This window comes from Shouchella miscanthi, from assembly GCF_007725405.1.
Taxonomy (GTDB): Bacteria; Bacillota; Bacilli; order Bacillales; family Bacillaceae_D; genus Shouchella; species Shouchella hunanensis.
Window position 1 is genome coordinate 3,699,182 of the sequence record NZ_CP042163.1, and the last position, 18,597, is coordinate 3,717,778.

Genomic DNA, 18,597 nt, shown 5'->3' on the forward strand with positions numbered 1-18,597 from the left:
AGTCTTACAGCAATGATTCAAGAGCTCGTTCAATAGAGGAATACACATTAACCCCTTTAAAGTCAACGCCTAAGTGAATTGATGTACGTGCAATTTCTGGTCTCAAACCGGACAAAGATGCTTTAATCCCTATTAATTTTAAACCGCTTATCAACAAAAACAGTTGGTCCGCTACATGTCTGTCTACATCTGAAACACCGGACAAATCAATTAGTAATGATTGAATAGTCATCTTCGAACACTTTTCCAGCGTTTGAGTAAAAATGATATGTGCTCGATCAATCTCCAGTTCCCCTACTAAAGGTAAGAGAGCAATGCCTTTTCGTAATTTAATAATAGGTGCACTTAATTGCGCAATCATCTCTTGCCTGGTGCGTAATTGCTCAGCTGTATGAGCCAAATTATTAGCAGTAAATTTCACCATAATGACCTTTAAGGCACTCGCTAATCGCTTATTCCATTGATTAAATTCACTGATCGTAATCGTCTCTGAACATTGAAGCGCATATTCCTCTAATAGTGCAATATACTGTTCCTTCACATTTAAAAATTCTTCAATCATATCAGGCATAGGAGTGCCTAAATGTGCATCATCTTCAGCCATCGTCTGAATCCATGTCTCAAATAATTCTTCAGGGTGTTGATCATCCCCTTTAAAGAGCTCACAGAATAACACATGAAATGCGTGGTTTTGCCTTTTCAAAAGCGCTACTGCTTCTTGATCGGTCGAACCATATACGCCTTCTCTTTCCTTATTTAAATCCTCATACCACTGCTCGGTTAAATCCCAAGTTCGTTGCTTCAAAAAATGATACAGCGACTTTTCTCCGGTAACCTGTTCCATCCTCCAACCTCCCCACAACATCTGACGCTAAAGAAAGTCGTCTTATTTCTTACTTTTATAAAGAGAATCTACTCTACAAACAATTTTTTTACTTGTATAGTCATTAATAATGCTTACCTTTAACAGACCAACCTCGTTCCAATCGTGATCATGAAGGGAAAATCGTGTGTAATCATCAGAGATACAACGATTTTGAATGATGAACGGCAAATATTCCTGGATATAGTTGCACATCTGGGAATGCATCTCAGCCTCAGTCACTTGGGTTTCATTAAAACTAAATTGAAACGTATATTTGTATTTATAAGGTGTATGGCAATTCGGTTGATAATACGTATTCGAAAGCATGTTCACCTAACCTTCTTGAAGCTTCTTTCCATAATAGTACCTTATTTATGACTTTCTGACTATTAATAACTCATTCGATCGTTTCATCATTCGATTAAGAAAATAAAGTTAGAAAGCCCCCCTATACACACTCTAAAGGAGGCCATTTTTTTATTCCCCACGTTTTCGTCGATCAGAAATTTGTTCAGCGCCAAGTCCATAATTATCCATATCAACCTCATCAATCACAACAACAGTCGAAGCAGGGTTTTTATGTAACGTTTCTTGAAGTAAATCTGTTACTCCTTTAATTAATTTTTGCTTCTCTTCCTTAGTTAACCCTCCATTTTCTTTTGTTACTTTTATATTGACGTACGGCATAGATCTCTCCCCTTTTGCAATAGAATTTAAGGTCAACAGACTTGATACATCGATGCCTGTCTACAAATGGTCTACAAGCAAGCTGTCCTCATGCAAACGGAATGTGGCTATCTAACATACCGAATGCCGTTACGTATCCTTTACCTTCACAATACCAAAGGTATAAGCAAGCGCAACCAAAAACGCAACGAAAAATAAGTGCGGTAATCGTTCCATAAGGACTGTCGCATCAAATAGAAGTTGCCCTAAAAAATGTGCGAAAAAAACCGTGTGGAAAACCTTCATAAAATAATGAAATAGACGATCTCTCGCTATTTCAATCATGCTATCCCCCCTACACGTTTACCGTAACACGTTCCAAGAGACGTTTAAAGAGAATGTCGAACATACCCCTTTATAAAACAGAACAATCAGACTATAATAAAGAAAAACGTACCAGTGAAATGAGGCGTATACCTTGTTACTAGAAGATGTCCACGTAGCCGTTCCAACTGCTTTTTATGAAGATGAAACCCTTCATGTTGATGCAACGATGACTCATATCAATTATTTAGCTAATAACGGTATTCAATCCGTTCTTCTATGTGGTTCAACCGGTGAACAACATAGCTTAACGATTCATGAGAAACAACTCTTACTAAATGCCATTCAAAAAGAAAGCCACTTACGAGATCACATGGAAATTTTATTTGGTCTCTCATCGATTCGTCAAACAGAAGCGGTGCAATTTGCCAAGTTACTTGACCAATCTACAATAGCTGGCATTTTACTTGGCTATCCCCCTTATATTCGTCCTACACAAAAAGAAGCGATCGCATACACAGAGGCTATTCTTTCCGCTACAAGCAAACCGGTTATCCTATACAACAATCCTGGACGTACGGGTTTTGACCTTTCAATAGAAACCATTCTCACATTGAGCGAGCATGAACAAGTTATTGGTATCAAAGAAGCAGGAAACCCTGAAAAAATTCCTGAACTGATGCAACAGCTAACAAAGCCTTTCTTTTTTTACGCTGGCGGGGAACAAAACTTATATTCTAAAGTAGAGCTAGGGTTTAATCGACTTTCATCTATATCCGCAAATGTGTATCCAAAAGAAATAAAGGCTCTCTTTATACAGCTCACCACGCTTAAGCCCATTTCCAGTACTGACTTGGACAAGCTAGATACTATTGTCGATGAACTTTATGCTGAATCTCTCTTAGTAAATGTTAAAAAGCGTCTTTCAATGGGACCTTGCCGAGCTCCTATCGGTCAATGAAAAAAAGGATGGTGCTTTTTAAACAACCATCCTTTCTTACATCTATGCTTTTTTTGTCACATTCACACCAAATGTCGCAAGAAGATCGAAGAACGATGGACACGTTTTTGAAACACATCCTGGATCGACAAGCTCCACTCCAGACACTTGCGTACCAATTAGCGCCAATGACATGGCAACACGGTGGTCGTCATACGTATCAAGGGTTGTGCCTTGTGGCGTTCCCGGATATACTTTCAACCCATCTTGATATTCTTCCACTTGAATGCCCAAGTCTTTAAGTGAATCCGCCATAACCTTGATTCGATTTGATTCGTGATAGCGAATATGCTCCACTTCTGTAATGGTGATCGGTCCGTCTGCAAATGGTGCCATAGCAGCAAGGGTTAACGTTTGATCTGACATTTCACGCATTGAAATACGAAAGCCTCCTTTAAGTTTAGCAGGCCCTTGTACTTCTACATACGTTTCACCCTTCGTTACCGTGCAGCCCATCTTTTCTAGAATCGTGAGAAACCCGATATCAGGTTGCTTTGTATTAGCGGTTACATTCGTCACACGCACTCGCCCCTTGTTTAGCGCCGCTAGTGCAAAAAAGTAACATGCCGTTGACGCATCCGCTTCAAGGGTCACATCCTGTGGTGTATAAACCGAAGGCGATACAGTCATTTCAGTTAACGCCTCATTATACGATACAGTAGCACCAAATGCCTCCATTAAATCTAAAGTTAATCGCACGTAGGCATGCTGTACAATATGATCCGTTATACTTACTTTTAACGGACTTTTAAAATATGGACCAGCTATTAACAAGCCACTAATGTATTGACTCGATATTTTTCCTGACAGCGTTACTTCTCCGCCGTCAAGTGGTTTACCTTTAATTGAAAGAGGATAAAAGCCCTCTTTATGTAAATACGTAATGTCACCACCTAAAGAGCGTAGCGCTTCAATTAACGGCGCAACTGGTCGCTTTGTCATACTTTCACTCGCTTCGATCTTCCACTCGCCTTCATGAGCCGTTACTAAGCTACCAGGCAAAAACCGAGCAACCGTTCCAGCTGCTCCAATATACAATTCATCGCTCGACCATTTTTGGCCAGTTCCCGTCACCTTCGCTACATCCCCGTCCACTTCAATGGACACACCTAATTTCTTTAATGCATCAATGCACCAATACGCATCGTCACTACGTAAAAACCCTTTTAACGTTGAGGTGCCTTGTGCAAGTGCACTCATAATAAACGCACGATTTGTTAAGCTTTTACTTCCAGGTATTGTTACTTCTCCATCGACTTTCTTCGAGCTCGGCGCAACTGTTACGCGATGGACACCTTTTAAAGGTGTCCATGGGCTTCTTGCTCGCTCATCTACATTCCCATCTGTCATCGTCACCATCTCCTTCCTTTTATTCTACTAACGGTTATGTTATAAGTAAAATAAATATTTTGATTACCAGCTATAAGAAAGGCTTATATCATGAAAATGGATACCTATTACATTTTTTATCTAACTGCGCTGGAACTTAATTTCAGTCGAGCTGCTAAACGACTATTCATTACACAGCCAAGTGTTAGTCAGAGTATCGCTCAGCTTGAAAATCACCTTCAGACACAGCTTTTCCAACGGCTATCAAAAGGCGTGTCCCTTACTACAGAAGGAAAGCAATTATTTGAACAAATTAAACCTGCATTTGAAACCATTCAATTAGCGGAAAAAACAATGTCAGAACGAGCACAATTAAAGCAAGGATCCATTGCTATCGGAGCTAGTGATTCAGCCTGTAAGCACCTTTTACTACCAATTGTGCAATCGTTTCAAAACAAGTACCCAGATGTGCATTTAAAACTTCAAAACGGTTCAACCCCGGAACTATTGGCGAAATTACAGCACGGGCTCATTGAAATCGCTCTTGTTCATCTTCCAATAGACGAACAACGCTATTCCGTTGAAGGCACTTACAGCATTCACAGTGCTTTCGTTGTTGGTGAACGATACAAGCATCTAACGGAAAAAGCGAAAACTCTTAGCCAGTTAGCTCAGTATCCCATCGTTACGTTTTCACAACAAAGCCAATCACGCATGTATCTAAACGAGCTATTCGCCTCTCACCATTTAACGGTTAGCCCGGAAGTCGAGGTAAGCGCTATGGATGTTTTGTTAGCATGTACAAAAATTGGAATGGGTATTGCTTTCGTAACAAAAGAATTTGTCCAAGAACCATTAAATCAGCAAGACATATACGAAATTCCACTGACGACTCAATTAAAAAAACGTCACATTGGCATTGTTACAACTAAACATGCACCATTATCCTATGCAAGTCAGTCTTTTCTATCTACCCTCACGAACTCCTTTAACAACTATAAATGATTTTGTCTTTTTTGGAGAAACTACATGTAAACCAGTATGAATGTGAGAAGGGATACGCTTTCTTCACATGAATGAGCCGTTTTCCAAAAACTTTTGACTCAATCGCATCTGAAACGTTGCAGCCGTTTAAAAAGACGTTTAACGACAAGACAAAACCTTTGTAAAACGAAGCGGTGAAGAGCAAAATATGCCTTTGAACATTCATTAAAAAGGTTTACACCTAGTATAAAAAAGGTAAAGAAGCAGCACAGGAGGCGATAAAAATGGAAACATCACATCAATCAAAAGGATCTGATGGAACTGGCGCACTTGTGTTTGGTATTTTATCTTTACTTATCCCTTATCTTGGCCTGATATTAGGTATTGTAGCTGTCGTAATGGCATCAGGAGTGAGCACTGGAATGGCTAAAGGTGGGAAAATAACAGGTATCATTGGCATCGTTTTTAATGCCTTAATGGTGCTATTATTTGCTACAGGCGCGTTCTTTTTGTTTACTTTTTAAAAGCCTCTATACATCAGTAGAATGGCACATCAAACGAACAAGGAGGTACACATCATGATGAGTTTTATATGGAGTTTAATTATCGGCGGTTTAATTGGTTGGGCTGCTGGCGCTATTACCGGAAAAGGCGTTCCCTTTGGTATTATCGGTAATATCATTGCAGGGTTTATTGGAGCAAATATCGGAACGTGGCTACTAGGAAGCTGGGGACCATCTATTGGCGGATTCGCTATCTTCCCTGCTCTTATCGGTGCTATTATTTTAGTCTTTATCGTTAGTCTTGTCCTACGAGCATTTCGATCGTAATGAAGAGAAAGCAGCTATTCCTATTCGGTCCTTATAATGACCTAAATGGGAATAGCTGTTTTTTCGCATCTTACAAAAACAAACAATCGATGCCGTTGATAGCGTTATCATTCGTATATAGAACGTTTTTTTTGTTATAAGAGGTTTTGCAGTCTTTAAAAAGGGTAATTTACAAAAACACTTCATTCTGTGTGTTGCACTGAATGTTCCAACCTACTAAGAAAGAAGAGAAGACACATGGGATTTTTATCTATCATCACTTTCATCGTCATTGTTGCGGCTATTTGGTTATATGCATATACCCGTAGCCGAAAAGTCAATTTATCGAGTTCTGAAGGCCTTTTTCTTGGCGGAAGAAGCTTAACAGGGATTACCATCGCAGGCTCTATCGTTATGACCAACCTTTCAACAGAACAAATTGTTGGACAAAACGGACAAAGCTACGAAACAGGAATGGAAGTGATGGGTTGGGAAGTGACGGCAGCTGTCGCCATCGTCGCCCTCGCATTAATCTTCTTACCAAAATATTTAAAGTATGGCGTTGATACCGTTACCGATTTTATTGAAATTCGATTCGATACAACCACGAAACGAATTACTTCAATCCTTTTTATCTTTACATATGTCGTTTCCTTTTTACCAGTGGTCTTATATTCTGGTTCACTCGTTTTCAATCAAATTTTTTCTATTGATGAATTGTTAGGCGTTGATTCTTTAGTTGCGATTGCTCTTATATCAGGTCTAACTGGAATTATCGGGTTGTTGTATTTATTAATAGGCGGATTACGACTCAGTGCTTTTAGCGACACCATATACGGACTTGGTTTATTAGTCGCTGGTCTTTCCATTCCGGTACTTGCCTTATTTGCGTTAGGAGATGGAGGAATTTTAGGCGGTTTTGAAACGATTCGAGCGCATACACCTGAAAAATTAAATTCCTTTGGTGCTATAAATTCTGAAATGGTACCATGGCCGACATTATTTTTGGGTTTGTTCTTTAATAATCTATTTTTCTGGTGTACCAATCAAATGATTGTGCAAAAAGCGCTTGCTGGGCGAGATTTAAAAGAGGGACAGAAGGGTGCTTTATACGTAGGGATTTTCAAAATTTTTGGTGCCCTGTTTCTTGTTTTTCCAGGGATTATCGCCTATAACATGTTTGGAGATTCCATTGCTCCTGCCGACAATGCTTACCCAATGCTTATCACAGCAGTACTTCCTGAATGGGCTTTTGGTATTTTCGCGGCAGTCATTTTCGGTGCGATCCTAAGTTCATTTGTCGGTGCTCTTAACGCAACGACGACTCTACTCACCTTAGACTTTTATAAACCTTTGAAGAAAAATGTGACAGACAAACAAGTAAGTCGTATGGGAAAAGTTTTTACCATTGCAATAGGATTAACATCAGCACTCATTGCACCACTTATTTCGTTTGCACCTGCTGGCTTATTTCACGTTGTCCAGCAATTTAACGGGCTTTATAGTATGCCGTTACTTGCACTCATTCTTCTCGGCTTCTATTCAAAGTATGCGACGCCATTTGCTGCGAAAGTAACGTTCATTTTCCATATCATTGTGTATGGCTCATCTCAGCTCTTTACCGATATTCATTACTTGTACGTGTTCAGTGTCATCTTATTTGTAGACATTTTCTTAATCTGGGCAATCAGTCGGTTTGGACCAAATGCCAAGCCATTTGAATTTCCAGAAACCGAAGCAAAAGTCGACCTTACCCCATGGAAACATAGGAAATGGGTGAGTGCTATGATTCTTATATTAGTCATCGGCATGTACTGGTTTTTCTCGCCAATCGGTATAGCCAATTAGAAAATAGTGGCATAGCAAACGAAAAGACTAGCTCCCTTTAGAGGAACTAGTCTTTTCTACTATTAGTTAAGAGAGGTACGTATTCTACGTCGATGTAGTACAGATAGACCTAGTCCACCAGCAGCTAATGTTAATCCTCCCATCGCGTAAAGAAGATGGTTACTCGCTGTATCTGGCAATGCCCCACCCTCAACAGGCTGCGCATTTTCCATGACGTCTTCTGGCACTGTAATGGAATCGACACCATTAAAATTGGTGACTGTCTGATCTAGTGAAATATGCATTTCCATGCTTTCTTCCCCATCATCAATGACCATGGTCATGTCCATCGTCATTTCGGTCATATAGTACGTGTCTTTTTCAATCATCATTTCATAGCTAAGATCACTAATTTCAAATGCCTCGAGTAACGCTTCCTCACCTTGCATGTCCTCTTCCATCATGAGTTCACCAAGAAGATCGTCAATCATTTCGTTCAGCTGCTCTCCACTACCATCGTAAGTAAGTATATAGGAATCCCCTTCCTCACTTACGTCCATATCTTCCCCAAGCATCTCCGCTTGTTCGCGAGTGGATGTTGCTTGCAGAAGCTCCATCATTTCGTCGCTACTCATTCCTTCATAAACGTACCACTCACCATCTGGTCCTTGCTCATACATACCGTCTTCAGTCCAATAGACGGTGGTTTCGAGATCACCATCAGGTGTATGAATTGTCGACACTTGATGCATGGCAAATGGATTAAGAATAACATCTTCCATAGTATGAACAGAAAGCGTTACTTCCTCACCAGACATTGGATCTGGCATCGTTAATTCCATTGCAGTTTCACTCGAAAAACTATCCAGCTCAAGCATGGCTTCATTCGACATTTGAATAATATCTGCCGCACTTTCCTCATTCGCTAAAGCATTGCCTGTAACCGAAAGAACAAAAAAACTAGCCACCGTAATTGAAGTCATTTTTTTCATATGTACACCCCTATACTATAGTTTAGGTAGAGGCTCCTCTATGCTGATCCTAATCTTGATGCTCGTACCATCTCCCTATCTGTTGTTTTGGTTTCCCTAACGCACACAAATGAAACCGCTTTTTTGAAGAAATTTCAAAAACCTTATAATTTTGGATGGTCTTTCATTTACTCTAACCCTAGTAAAATCAGCACCTCTTTAGTCGCATCGGCAATTAAATGATCGTCGACCTCCCCGTCTTCCTCGTCTGTATGAGAAAGAACAGCAAGAACAACGGGAGCATGGTCTGGTGGCCAAATAATTCCTATATCATTTCTCGTACCGTATACTGCTGAGCCTGTTTTATCGCCCGCTTGCCACCCTTTAGGCACACCTGCTCGTATCAACGTATCCCCAGTCGTGTTATGAACAAGCCAATCAGTAAACAAATCTTGCTTTTCTTCGTCAAGCTCATCCCCAAGAGCAACTCCATGCAGCGTTTCCACTAGCGCTTTTGCTGTGCTTGTATCGCTCACTTCTCCTGGCGCCCAATGATTTAATTCTGTTTCCCACCGCTTCGGTTCTGTTACCTGGTCTCCCATGTCTTGTAAAGCATGTTTAAACCCTTCCGGCCCACCAATTTCATTGAATATAAAATTTGCCGCTGGATTATCGCTAAAACGAATAGACGCATCACTTAACTCTTTTAACGTCATTCCAGTCTCAACATGCTGTTCAGTAATTGGGCTATATGTAACCAAATCTTTTTCATTGTAATGAACGCGTTTATCCAATTCCTCCAGCGAATGCTGTTGAAGAAGCACGCCAACGGATAGCGCTTTGTGTGTCGAAGCGTAAGCAAAACGGTCCTCTTCGTTAGAAGCAATCGTTTCACCGGTCTCTGTATGGAGCGCATAAACACCTAAAATTGCATGATAACGGTCTTCTAACTGAGAAAATCCTTGTTCCATCGTTTCCTCTTCTACTTCCATGCCCCCATCATGACGCCACTTACGACACATAAAAAAATAGCCTTTTTCATAAGACTCACCCTCTTTTATCGAATAGTAGACAAAAATAAAGGCTTCTACAACGTATCTCGTTAGAAGAAGCCTCTTTCTTATAAACCGTATCTACATGTGTTTATTATACTAGTAGGTATCAGATTAATAGAATCTCTTTACACCAATAAAGTGTTGCTGCCAGTAAGAGTTGTTAATATCTGCGTAAGAAACACCTTCGCTTCCGCCACCAGAGTGAATCATTTGACCGTTACCAACATAGATTCCGCTGTGAGAGGCGCCTTGTGTGTTATATGTTCCTTCATAGAATAGAACATCACCGATTTGCAGGTCACTTAAGTTCACATGAACACCCGTGCTAGCCCACATTCCTGCATGTGTTCGCTCGACTTGAATGCCGTTATTTTGAAACACATAGTTCACAAAACCACTGCTATCCATACCTGCTGTTGAAGATCCACCCCACGCATACGGTGTACCTAAAACACTTCTTGCTGTATCAGCAATAGACTGACTCAGACCAGATGATGTCTCATTACTCGTTGGTGTCGCAACTGGCTCACTCGTGTCAGTACTTGTTTCCGTTACTTCAATTGATGATTCCTGTCTGGAAGTAGAAGCATCTACATTATTCAGTGCCCCTTGAGTTGCTGGACCTGCTATCCCATCTACTTGAAGACCTTGATTTTGTTGGAATGAAGTAACAGCGTTCTCTGTTTCCGCACCATAAATACCATCATCTGCAACTGGATAACCTGCATAAATTAAATCTTGCTGTAAATTCTCAACATCTTGTCCACGATCACCCGCACGAAGCACGTCTGCTTGAATAGCAGTTTCCGATGAAGATGATTGAGGGCTATATTCAGTAGGGTCTGCATATGCGGACGCCTCATTATTCATATCTGTTACAAAAAGAAGACCTACGACAAACGAAGTTGATAAAACGATTTTACTACCTGTTGTTTTTAAAGTTTTCATAATGACCTCCCAATTAATAGTCGATCACTACTGTAACATCGGTCTGGAAGAAATTCCATTTCAATCAGGTTACAGTCTATTGACATTGTTACAAGATGTTGCCAAAAATGAAACGGTGCATTCCTGTAACCCTATTAAAAACAAGCTTTTAGCAGCACATACTTTTTTACACTTTTTCTCTATCATTCTATCAAGTTCATTCACGTGTGACCATTTCCAAAAGTAACCTAAAAAACTTCCAATAGATTCACTTTTACAGTGAAACCATTGGAAGACAATTATTTTTCCATTACAGTCTTGAACGATGACCAATTTCAAGTTCAGCTACATAACCTTGCATTTTCTTAAGAAGACTGTCACGAATTTCATCGTTTTGAAGCGCAAACTCAATTTGAGTCAAAACAAAACCAAGCTTTTCCCCAACATCGTATCGCTTACCTTCAAAATCATACGCATAAACGCTTTGGAATTCGTTAAGCGCTTGAATCGCATCCGTTAACTGAATTTCCCCTCCAGCACCGGTATCTTGTTTCTCAAGGAAATCAAAAATTTCAGGAGTTAAAATATAGCGTCCCATAATCGCTAGGTTCGAAGGTGCTGTACCTTGTTCTGGCTTTTCCACAAACTGAGATACCCGATAGAGACGATCATTGTTAGACTCAGGATCAATAATACCATAGCGATGTGTCTCTTCGGAAGGAACCGTTTGAACACCAATAACGGAACGCTCTGTCTCGTCATATTGATTCATTAATTGTTTTAAACAAGGCGTATCAGCTTGTACAATATCATCGCCTAAAAGTACTGCAAACGGTTCATTCCCAATAAATTTGCGTGCACAATGTACAGCATGTCCAAGTCCTTTAGGCTCTTTTTGACGAATATAATGAATCTCTACTTTAGCAGAGGCTTGAACTTTTTCAAGCATGTCAAGTTTCCCTTTGTTAAATAGGTTCTGTTCTAATTCAAACGAGTGATCAAAATGATCCTCAATAGCACGCTTCCCTTTACCTGTTACAATAATAATGTCTTCAATACCAGCTTCCACAGCCTCTTCAACAATGTATTGAATCGTAGGCTTGTCTACAATTGGAAGCATTTCTTTTGGCATTGCTTTTGTAGCTGGCAAAAAGCGTGTTCCAAGACCAGCTGCTGGGATGATAGCTTTTTTTACTTTAGACATGAAAAAACCCCTTATCAAATAGTAAGAATGTAAATAATATCGAATAATGATACGTACAATACCCTATTGCATTAAGAATAAACCTCAAAGTTGAAGCATGGATGATATTAGTATAGCTCATCTACTATAAAATTGCACCTCGCCAATTGTAATAATTTCAATTAATACAAGCACAAAGACCTATAATTATAAAACTGATTAGTATACACTTAAATCATGATTTTACTACTTAAGATTATACTTAAGAAAGCAGTTTTAAAAATATCTCTCCATAACTTTACACGATATTTGAACCTTTTACAGTGTATTTAAATATGGCACATAACCTTTTTGTAGTTACTATACATTAAATCCGTATCTTTTATAAAACCTTCGATTGCAACTTACGCAATCGAAGGTAGCTAATTACTTTAATTACTTCTAAAGAAAAACGATCCATTCATATAAATATAGATTTCTGCATTTGCCCCTGTATTCAAATTCACAATTCCTCCTACTATAGCTAACAACGTATTAGCTGGTATTGTTACATTTAAACCCGTCGAGCTCCCGGTAAGAATTGTTGTATTTGGATTAGACGCACCTGCTGTATATCCAATAGATGGAAGCTGCTGCATCGCAGTGTCTATTGTAAAGTTATACGTTCCTTGTGGTGACGTGGCTAACGCAACAAACGGTCTAAAATCCGTACCTGTTGCCGCGGAAAAAGTACTCCAATTATTAAACGTTGCAGAGATACCTGTTAATGTAACCTGTTGAGGAAAAGAGAAGAAAAATTGATAGTTATCACTACCAAACGGAATTGGAATACTACTTCCATCAGGTACCGTTATATCATTGCTTGTTCTTCCGAAGGAGATTAGATTCACTCGACTCGGGACTCCACTTGCATTTGCCAATGGGTGAACGGTACCCCTCCCCGCACCCCCAGCAGATGAGAACACAACGGCAAAGTTCGATAATGATGCAGGCCCTGTTAGTCCAGTGGGACCTGTCACTCCAGTTGCCCCTGTTAGTCCTTGTATTCCTTGGGCTCCTGTCACTCCGGTCGCTCCGGTTAGTCCTTGTATCCCTTGTGAGCCTGTGATACCTGTCGCTCCGGTTAGTCCTTGTATTCCTTGAGCTCCTGTTACTCCGGTGGTTCCCGTTAGCCCTTGTATTCCTTGAGCTCCGGTCGCTCCGGTTAGTCCTTGTATCCCTTGTGGGCCTGTGATACCTGTCGCTCCGGTTGGGCCTTGTATTCCTTGAGCTCCTGTCACTCCGGTGGTTCCCGTTAGTCCTTGTATTCCTTGGGGGCCTGTGATACCTGTCGCTCCGGTTGGGCCTGGTATTCCTTGAGCTCCTGTCACTCCGGTGGCTCCCGTTAGTCCTTGTATTCCTTGTGGGCCTGTGATACCTGTCGCTCCGGTTGGGCCTTGTATTCCTTGAGCTCCTGTCACTCCGGTCGCTCCGGTTGGGCCTGGAGGGCCTGGTCCTTCTGGTCCTGTTGGGCCCGTGGCTCCTGTAGGTGGGCCTGGAGGGCCTGTCACTCCGGTTAGTCCTGTGATTCCCGTCGCTCCCGTTTCTCCTCTTTCTCCTTGAATGCCCGTTGCTCCTGTTTCGCCTCTTTCCCCTTGAATCCCTGTCGCTCCGGTGGCTCCCGTCTCTCCTCTTTCTCCTTGAACGCCCGTCGCCCCGGTTTCTCCTCTTTCTCCTTGAACGCCTGTCGCTCCTGTTACGCCTCTTTCCCCTTGAATCCCTGTGGCTCCGGTGGCTCCCGTCTCTCCTCTTTCTCCTTGAACGCCCGTCGCTCCCGTTTCTCCTCTTTCTCCTTGAATACCCGTAGCTCCGGTGGCTCCTCTTTCCCCTTGAACGCCTGTCGCTCCGGTTTCGCCTCTTTCTCCTTGAACGCCGGTCGCTCCCGTTTCTCCTCTTTCTCCTTGAATACCCGTAGCTCCGGTGGCTCCTCTTTCCCCTTGAACGCCTGTCGCTCCGGTTTCGCCTCTTTCTCCTTGAACGCCGGTCGCTCCCGTTTCTCCTCTTTCTCCTTGAACGCCTGTCGCTCCGGTTTCTCCTTTTTCTCCTTGAACGCCTGTCGCTCCCGTTTCTCCTCTTTCTCCTTGGATGCCAGTGACTCCTGTTACGCCGCTTTCTCCTTGAACGCCCGTTGCTCCTGTTACGCCTCTTTCCCCTTGAATGCCCGTTGCTCCTGTTACGCCGCTTTCTCCTTGGATGCCAGTGACTCCTGTTACGCCGCTTTCTCCTTGAACGCCCGTTGCTCCTGTTACGCCTCTTTCTCCTTGAATGCCCGTTGCTCCCGTTACGCCGCTTTCCCCTTGAATGCCGGTCGCTCCGGTTTCTCCTCTTTCTCCTTGAATACCCGTAGGTCCGGTGGCTCCTCTTTCCCCTTGAATGCCCGTTGCTCCCGTTACGCCGCTTTCTCCTTGAACGCCGGTCGCTCCCGTTTCTCCTCTTTCTCCTTGAATACCCGTAGGTCCGGTGGCTCCTCTTTCCCCTTGAATGCCCGTTGCTCCCGTTACGCCGCTTTCTCCTTGAACGCCGGTCGCTCCCCTTTCAGCGAGCAGTGTATAGTCTGGAGAGCTACCTGGAATACCTGTTGGGTAATTTGTGTTTACTAAGTAGGTATTCCCATCGTGCGTAACAATCTGACCTAACATGTAACCTGAAGCATTGCCGGGATTAAACGCTTCTGCTCCTTCAAATCCTGCTCCAGTAGGTCCAGTAGCTCCAGTAAATCCAGTAGGCCCTGGCGAACCGGTAGCTCCTGTCCACCCTCCTAATGAATGGCCATAACACCATTTATTTTCCCTGCCATTGGTACAGGTTCGTTTAAAAATTTGCACACCATTTACGAAGATATATTGATCGGACACGCATTATCCCCTCTTATCTATCAAACGTGAATAACGAAAGAATCCACACTGAATGGACTGTTATCATCATCCTATGATAAAGGAGGGTAAACGTAACAACTTCTTCCATTCCATCTTCCTATATAAAAAGAACCCCTATTCATTATCCTTAAACAATAGGGGTTCAAACGTGTATTAGTACAGTGTTTTTTCTGCTTCTTTTGTATATAAAATCGCTTCTTCTTGTTTTCCGTCTCGAATTTTTTCTGCCCATTGAGGATCTGCTAATAATGCACGCCCTACCGCAACAAAATCAAACTCTTTAGCACGAAGTTTTTCGTCAACTAAGCGTAGGTTTTCATCAATCGAGTGCTCGTCGTTCTCTTTTTTGCTTAAGAATGCATAATCAACTCCAAGTGAACCAACAGAGATGACCGGTTTTCCTGTTACTTGCTTCGTCCACGCAGCAAGGTTTAATGGTTCGACTCCTTCAAACTCAGCTTCCCAGATTCGACGAGTCGAACAGTGGAAGATATCAACACCAGCTTCTGCAAGCGGCATTAACAGCTGCTTCAACTCTTCCGGTGTTCGTGCCAGCTTCGCGTCATAAACGCCGCCTTTCCATTGAGAAAAACGAAATACAATTGGAAAATCTGGACTTACCGCTTCTCTGCACGCTTTCACAACATCTACTGCAAATCGAGTTCGACCTTCGAGATCGCCACCATATTCATCCGTGCGCTGGTTGGTTCGTTCCCACAAAAATTGGTCAATTAAATAGCCATGTGCCCCATGAAGCTCAATTCCATCAAAACCAATGCGCTCCGCATCAGCAGCAGCTTGTGCAAAGGATTGAATGATAGATGTTAGCTCATCTTTTGTTAATGCCACACCATTTTCGCTACCATCAACTGCTAAACCAGATGGACTTACTGGAGGAGCGTCTTCATTTGGTGTATTTCCTTGTCTTCTGGCTGATCCGATATGCCAAAGCTGCGGAATAATTTTCCCACCTGCGCTATGTACTTCGTCAACCACATGCTTCCAACCAGCTAATGCTTTCTCACCGTAGAAACGAGGAATATCTTTATGCATAACAGCTGCCGGGTGATCAATTGCAGTTCCTTCCGTTACAATTAGTCCGACACCGTGTTCTGCCCTTCTTTTATAATAAGCCGCTACTTCTTCCGTTGGCACACCATCAGGAGAAAACACTCTCGTCATTGGTGCCATGACAACTTTACTCTGAAGTTCTCCTTTACCGAAAGGCGTCTTCTCAAATAGTGTTGGTGCAAGTGATTGTGTCATTTATCTCTCTCCTTTAATGATTTACTCCCATTGTAATTGTTTTGGGTTACGAAATAAAAAGAAAGGTCTTATAAAAAGTTGGGAAACTAACAGAACACTCGTGATTCCCATTACCTTCAAATTTAGAATGATTGATTACCACTACCGATCCCTTCTCTCATTTGTGACGAATAAAGTCACCCGTAGTATAATAAGAACAGACACACAATTGAACCACGACGGAGGGTGATGCCAATGGCTTCGAAATTTGACGCAGCTTTTAATCAAACGTTTAACGAACAAATGGAAAACATCAACCGATCGCTAGAAGAAGATGTGTTGTTTGCCTTGATTGGTGATATAAATACCGGAAAATCAACAACAATTAATGCTCTATTTGGCGCAAACGTTGCTCCAACATCTGGCTTACCAGGGAAAACCATTGAAATAAAAAAATACGCGTATAAAAAACATATCCAATTTGTCGATACACCAGGCTTGAACGATGTGGTGCGAACCCATTCGCAAGAAACAATCCATTTTTATAAGGACGCCGATGTTGTCCTTTTCTTCTTAAATGCAGCAGGTACTGTACTCTCAGATACAGAAGCAAAAGAACTTGAGAAGCTAGCAACTATTAATAAAGACATCCTAATAGTCTTAAATAAAGTCGATATTGCTGACGATGTGCCTAGCTTACTTCATTATATTCAAGAAAAAACGAGCTATCGTTTTAAAGTCATCCCGCTTTCTTCAAAAACAGGCTTTAATCTTGGTGAGTTAGAAGATCATATTGCCGACATTCTTCAAAAAAAAAATAAAGAATTACAGTTCGCCAAAGCGTTAAACGATAAATCTCGCATTGCGAATAAGTGGATTAACCGCTCTTCCCTTGCAGCAGCTTCAGCAGGCGCAATTCCTGTACCAGGATCTGATATTGTGCCCATTACAGCCGTGCAAGTCGGATTAATGATTAAATTAGCCAAGCTTTATGAGAAGACCATTACAAAAGATCGAGCAAAAGAACTGATTGTGACCAATCTTGTAAGCAACATTGGTCGAACGGCCTTTCGTCAGCTTTCGAAGTTTGTTCCGGGCTGGGGCTCAGCGATTAGCGCAGGAGTCGCTGGTACGCTTACGTGGTCGCTTGGCAAAGCGATTAAGAAGATTTACGAGCAAGGACTTGATTTGAACGTTGAAACTCTTGTCACTTATACGAAGAAGTTTAAAAGAGAGCGCGAGAGCGCGAAAAAAGATAAAAACAGCTCCCCCTCTTAGTGGGAAGCTGTTTCTATTTGTTCTACTTGAAAAGCATCAAGCAATGCACGAACTTCATCTGTTGATGTTGAATTCATTAATTGATTTCGCAACTCGCTGGCACCTCGGAAATCACGGACATATATTTTAAAGAAACGATGAAGCGGCTTAAACGCACGTGATTCAATCTTATGGTACTTATCATGAAGATCAAGCTGCAAACGCAAAAGTTCAAGCAACTCCTCGCTTGTATGCTCACGTGGTTCTTTTTCAAACGCAAATGGGTTTGTAAAAATACCGCGACCAATCATGACACCATCGACCCCATATTTTTCGACGAGCTCTAAGCCAACTTGACGGTTCGGAATATCGCCATTAATCGTTAATAGGGTATTTGGCGCAATCTCATCACGTAGCTTTTTGATTTCAGGAATGAGCTCCCAATGGGCATCCACTTTACTCATTTCCTTTTTCGTCCGAAGGTGAATGGACAAGTTGGCAATGTCTTGTTTTAGCACATGCGTCAGCCATTCAAACCATTCTTCCACGTACGTATAGCCTAAGCGCGTTTTAACACTTACAGGTAAACCACCTGCCTTCGCCGCTTGAATGAGCTCTGCCGCCACTTCCGGACGACGGATCAAGCCACTGCCTTTTCCGTTTCCAGCAACATTCTGTACCGGGCATCCCATGTTTAAATCAATTCCTTTAAACCCTTCTTCCGCCATCCCGATACTCATTTTCCGAAACAATTCAGGTTTGTCTCCCCATATATGGGCAACCATCGGCTGTTCATCTTCAGTAAATGTTAAGCGACCACGTACACTTTGCTTCCCATCCGGGTGACAATAGCTTTCAGAATTTGTGAACTCTGTAAAAAACACATCAGGTCGTGCCGCATGGCTCACAACATGGCGGAACACGACGTCCGTCACATCTTCCATCGGTGCAAGTATAAAAAATGGCCGTGGCAAGTCACGCCAAAAATTATTTGTCATAGTGATGTTTCGTTCCTTTCTTCTATTGCTTCCTCTATTTATGCTTTCATTAGCTGTTTCGATCGGTTCATAAAACAAAAAAGACCCTGCATTCGATTTTACCGAAAACTGAGGCTCAGTAGCAAGTATATTTTCATTGGAAATGCTGTTCGTATGCGATAAAACGTTTTCACTATAAACGCATCGGTTCGTTCAGGGCGTTTACATAATAACAATACAAATAAAGCTTCCAATGTAAAAAA

At 41.8% G+C, this 18,597-nt stretch carries 18 protein-coding genes; 6 read left to right on the plus strand and 12 right to left on the minus strand.

Annotation, left to right across the window (positions count from 1 at the left end; genetic code table 11):
* Positions 1-4 precede the first annotated feature (4 nt).
* From FPV17_RS18995 to FPV17_RS19010, 4 genes are all read right to left on the minus strand, one after another.
* Positions 5-844, minus strand: coding sequence for an STAS domain-containing protein (locus tag FPV17_RS18995; protein ID WP_035397795.1), 840 nt, complete (start codon positions 842-844; stop codon positions 5-7).
* A gap of 42 nt (positions 845-886) precedes the next feature.
* Entirely contained in the window at positions 887-1,192 is a 306-nt protein-coding gene (locus FPV17_RS19000; protein ID WP_035397793.1) for a hypothetical protein, read from the minus strand.
* Between the two features lie 150 nt (positions 1,193-1,342).
* Entirely contained in the window at positions 1,343-1,552 is a 210-nt protein-coding gene (locus tag FPV17_RS19005) for a tautomerase family protein (protein ID WP_035397791.1), read from the minus strand.
* A 129-nt stretch (positions 1,553-1,681) separates the two neighbouring features.
* Positions 1,682-1,876 carry a hypothetical protein gene (locus tag FPV17_RS19010; protein ID WP_035397790.1) on the minus strand — a complete coding sequence of 65 codons (195 nt, stop codon included), beginning with the start codon at positions 1,874-1,876 and terminating at the stop codon, positions 1,682-1,684.
* A 133-nt stretch (positions 1,877-2,009) separates the two neighbouring features.
* Between FPV17_RS19010 and FPV17_RS19015 the strand changes: the two genes are divergently transcribed.
* A complete protein-coding gene (locus FPV17_RS19015; RefSeq protein WP_144560024.1) occupies positions 2,010-2,816 on the plus strand; it encodes a dihydrodipicolinate synthase family protein in 807 nt (268 codons plus the stop codon).
* Positions 2,817-2,858: 42 nt separating this feature from the next.
* On the opposite strand, the gene aroA is transcribed toward FPV17_RS19015, so the two are convergent.
* Entirely contained in the window at positions 2,859-4,205 is a 1,347-nt protein-coding gene (gene aroA, locus FPV17_RS19020) for a 3-phosphoshikimate 1-carboxyvinyltransferase (RefSeq protein ID WP_060704648.1), read from the minus strand.
* 90 nt (positions 4,206-4,295) lie between these two features.
* Here aroA and FPV17_RS19025 point away from each other — a divergent pair, with 90 nt between their 5' ends.
* From FPV17_RS19025 to FPV17_RS19040, 4 genes are all read left to right on the plus strand, one after another.
* Complete coding sequence (locus tag FPV17_RS19025; RefSeq protein WP_144560026.1) at positions 4,296-5,189, plus strand: LysR family transcriptional regulator; 894 nt, start codon at positions 4,296-4,298, stop codon at positions 5,187-5,189.
* A gap of 263 nt (positions 5,190-5,452) precedes the next feature.
* The gene (locus tag FPV17_RS19030; RefSeq protein WP_035397786.1) at positions 5,453-5,692 is read left to right on the plus strand and encodes a hypothetical protein; all 240 of its coding nucleotides are present in this window, start codon (positions 5,453-5,455) and stop codon (positions 5,690-5,692) included.
* 57 nt (positions 5,693-5,749) lie between these two features.
* Positions 5,750-5,998, plus strand: a complete 249-nt coding sequence (locus FPV17_RS19035) for a GlsB/YeaQ/YmgE family stress response membrane protein (protein WP_035397825.1) — start codon at positions 5,750-5,752, stop codon at positions 5,996-5,998.
* 237 nt (positions 5,999-6,235) lie between these two features.
* The gene (locus tag FPV17_RS19040; protein WP_144560028.1) at positions 6,236-7,825 is read left to right on the plus strand and encodes a solute:sodium symporter family transporter; all 1,590 of its coding nucleotides are present in this window, start codon (positions 6,236-6,238) and stop codon (positions 7,823-7,825) included.
* A gap of 62 nt (positions 7,826-7,887) precedes the next feature.
* On the opposite strand, the gene FPV17_RS19045 is transcribed toward FPV17_RS19040, so the two are convergent.
* The 6 genes from FPV17_RS19045 to FPV17_RS19075 all read right to left on the minus strand — a co-directional run bounded on the left by FPV17_RS19045 (position 7,888) and on the right by FPV17_RS19075 (position 16,121).
* Complete coding sequence (locus FPV17_RS19045) at positions 7,888-8,796, minus strand: DUF6612 family protein (RefSeq protein ID WP_144560030.1); 909 nt, start codon at positions 8,794-8,796, stop codon at positions 7,888-7,890.
* 167 nt (positions 8,797-8,963) lie between these two features.
* Complete coding sequence (gene bla / locus FPV17_RS19050; RefSeq protein WP_052008231.1) at positions 8,964-9,797, minus strand: class A beta-lactamase; 834 nt, start codon at positions 9,795-9,797, stop codon at positions 8,964-8,966.
* A 144-nt stretch (positions 9,798-9,941) separates the two neighbouring features.
* Positions 9,942-10,778 (minus strand): C40 family peptidase, encoded by an 837-nt coding sequence (locus FPV17_RS19055; RefSeq protein ID WP_144560032.1) that lies wholly within the window; start codon positions 10,776-10,778, stop codon positions 9,942-9,944.
* A 289-nt stretch (positions 10,779-11,067) separates the two neighbouring features.
* The gene (galU, locus tag FPV17_RS19060; protein ID WP_144560034.1) at positions 11,068-11,961 is read right to left on the minus strand and encodes a UTP--glucose-1-phosphate uridylyltransferase GalU; all 894 of its coding nucleotides are present in this window, start codon (positions 11,959-11,961) and stop codon (positions 11,068-11,070) included.
* 410 nt (positions 11,962-12,371) lie between these two features.
* Positions 12,372-14,834: a collagen-like domain-containing protein gene (locus tag FPV17_RS22445; protein ID WP_281284313.1), complete on the minus strand. Its 2,463-nt coding sequence runs from the start codon at positions 14,832-14,834 to the stop codon at positions 12,372-12,374.
* Positions 14,835-15,008: 174 nt separating this feature from the next.
* Positions 15,009-16,121, minus strand: coding sequence for an NADH:flavin oxidoreductase (locus FPV17_RS19075; protein WP_060704636.1), 1,113 nt, complete (start codon positions 16,119-16,121; stop codon positions 15,009-15,011).
* Between the two features lie 234 nt (positions 16,122-16,355).
* Between FPV17_RS19075 and FPV17_RS19080 the strand changes: the two genes are divergently transcribed.
* On the plus strand, positions 16,356-17,378 hold the full coding sequence (locus FPV17_RS19080) for a YcjF family protein (protein ID WP_144560038.1): 1,023 nt from the start codon (positions 16,356-16,358) through the stop codon (positions 17,376-17,378).
* On the opposite strand, the gene FPV17_RS19085 is transcribed toward FPV17_RS19080, so the two are convergent.
* Positions 17,375-18,355 (minus strand): tRNA dihydrouridine synthase, encoded by a 981-nt coding sequence (locus tag FPV17_RS19085; protein ID WP_144560040.1) that lies wholly within the window; start codon positions 18,353-18,355, stop codon positions 17,375-17,377. The two genes, FPV17_RS19080 and FPV17_RS19085, sit on opposite strands and share 4 nt — an antisense overlap.
* Positions 18,356-18,597: the final 242 nt, after the last annotated feature.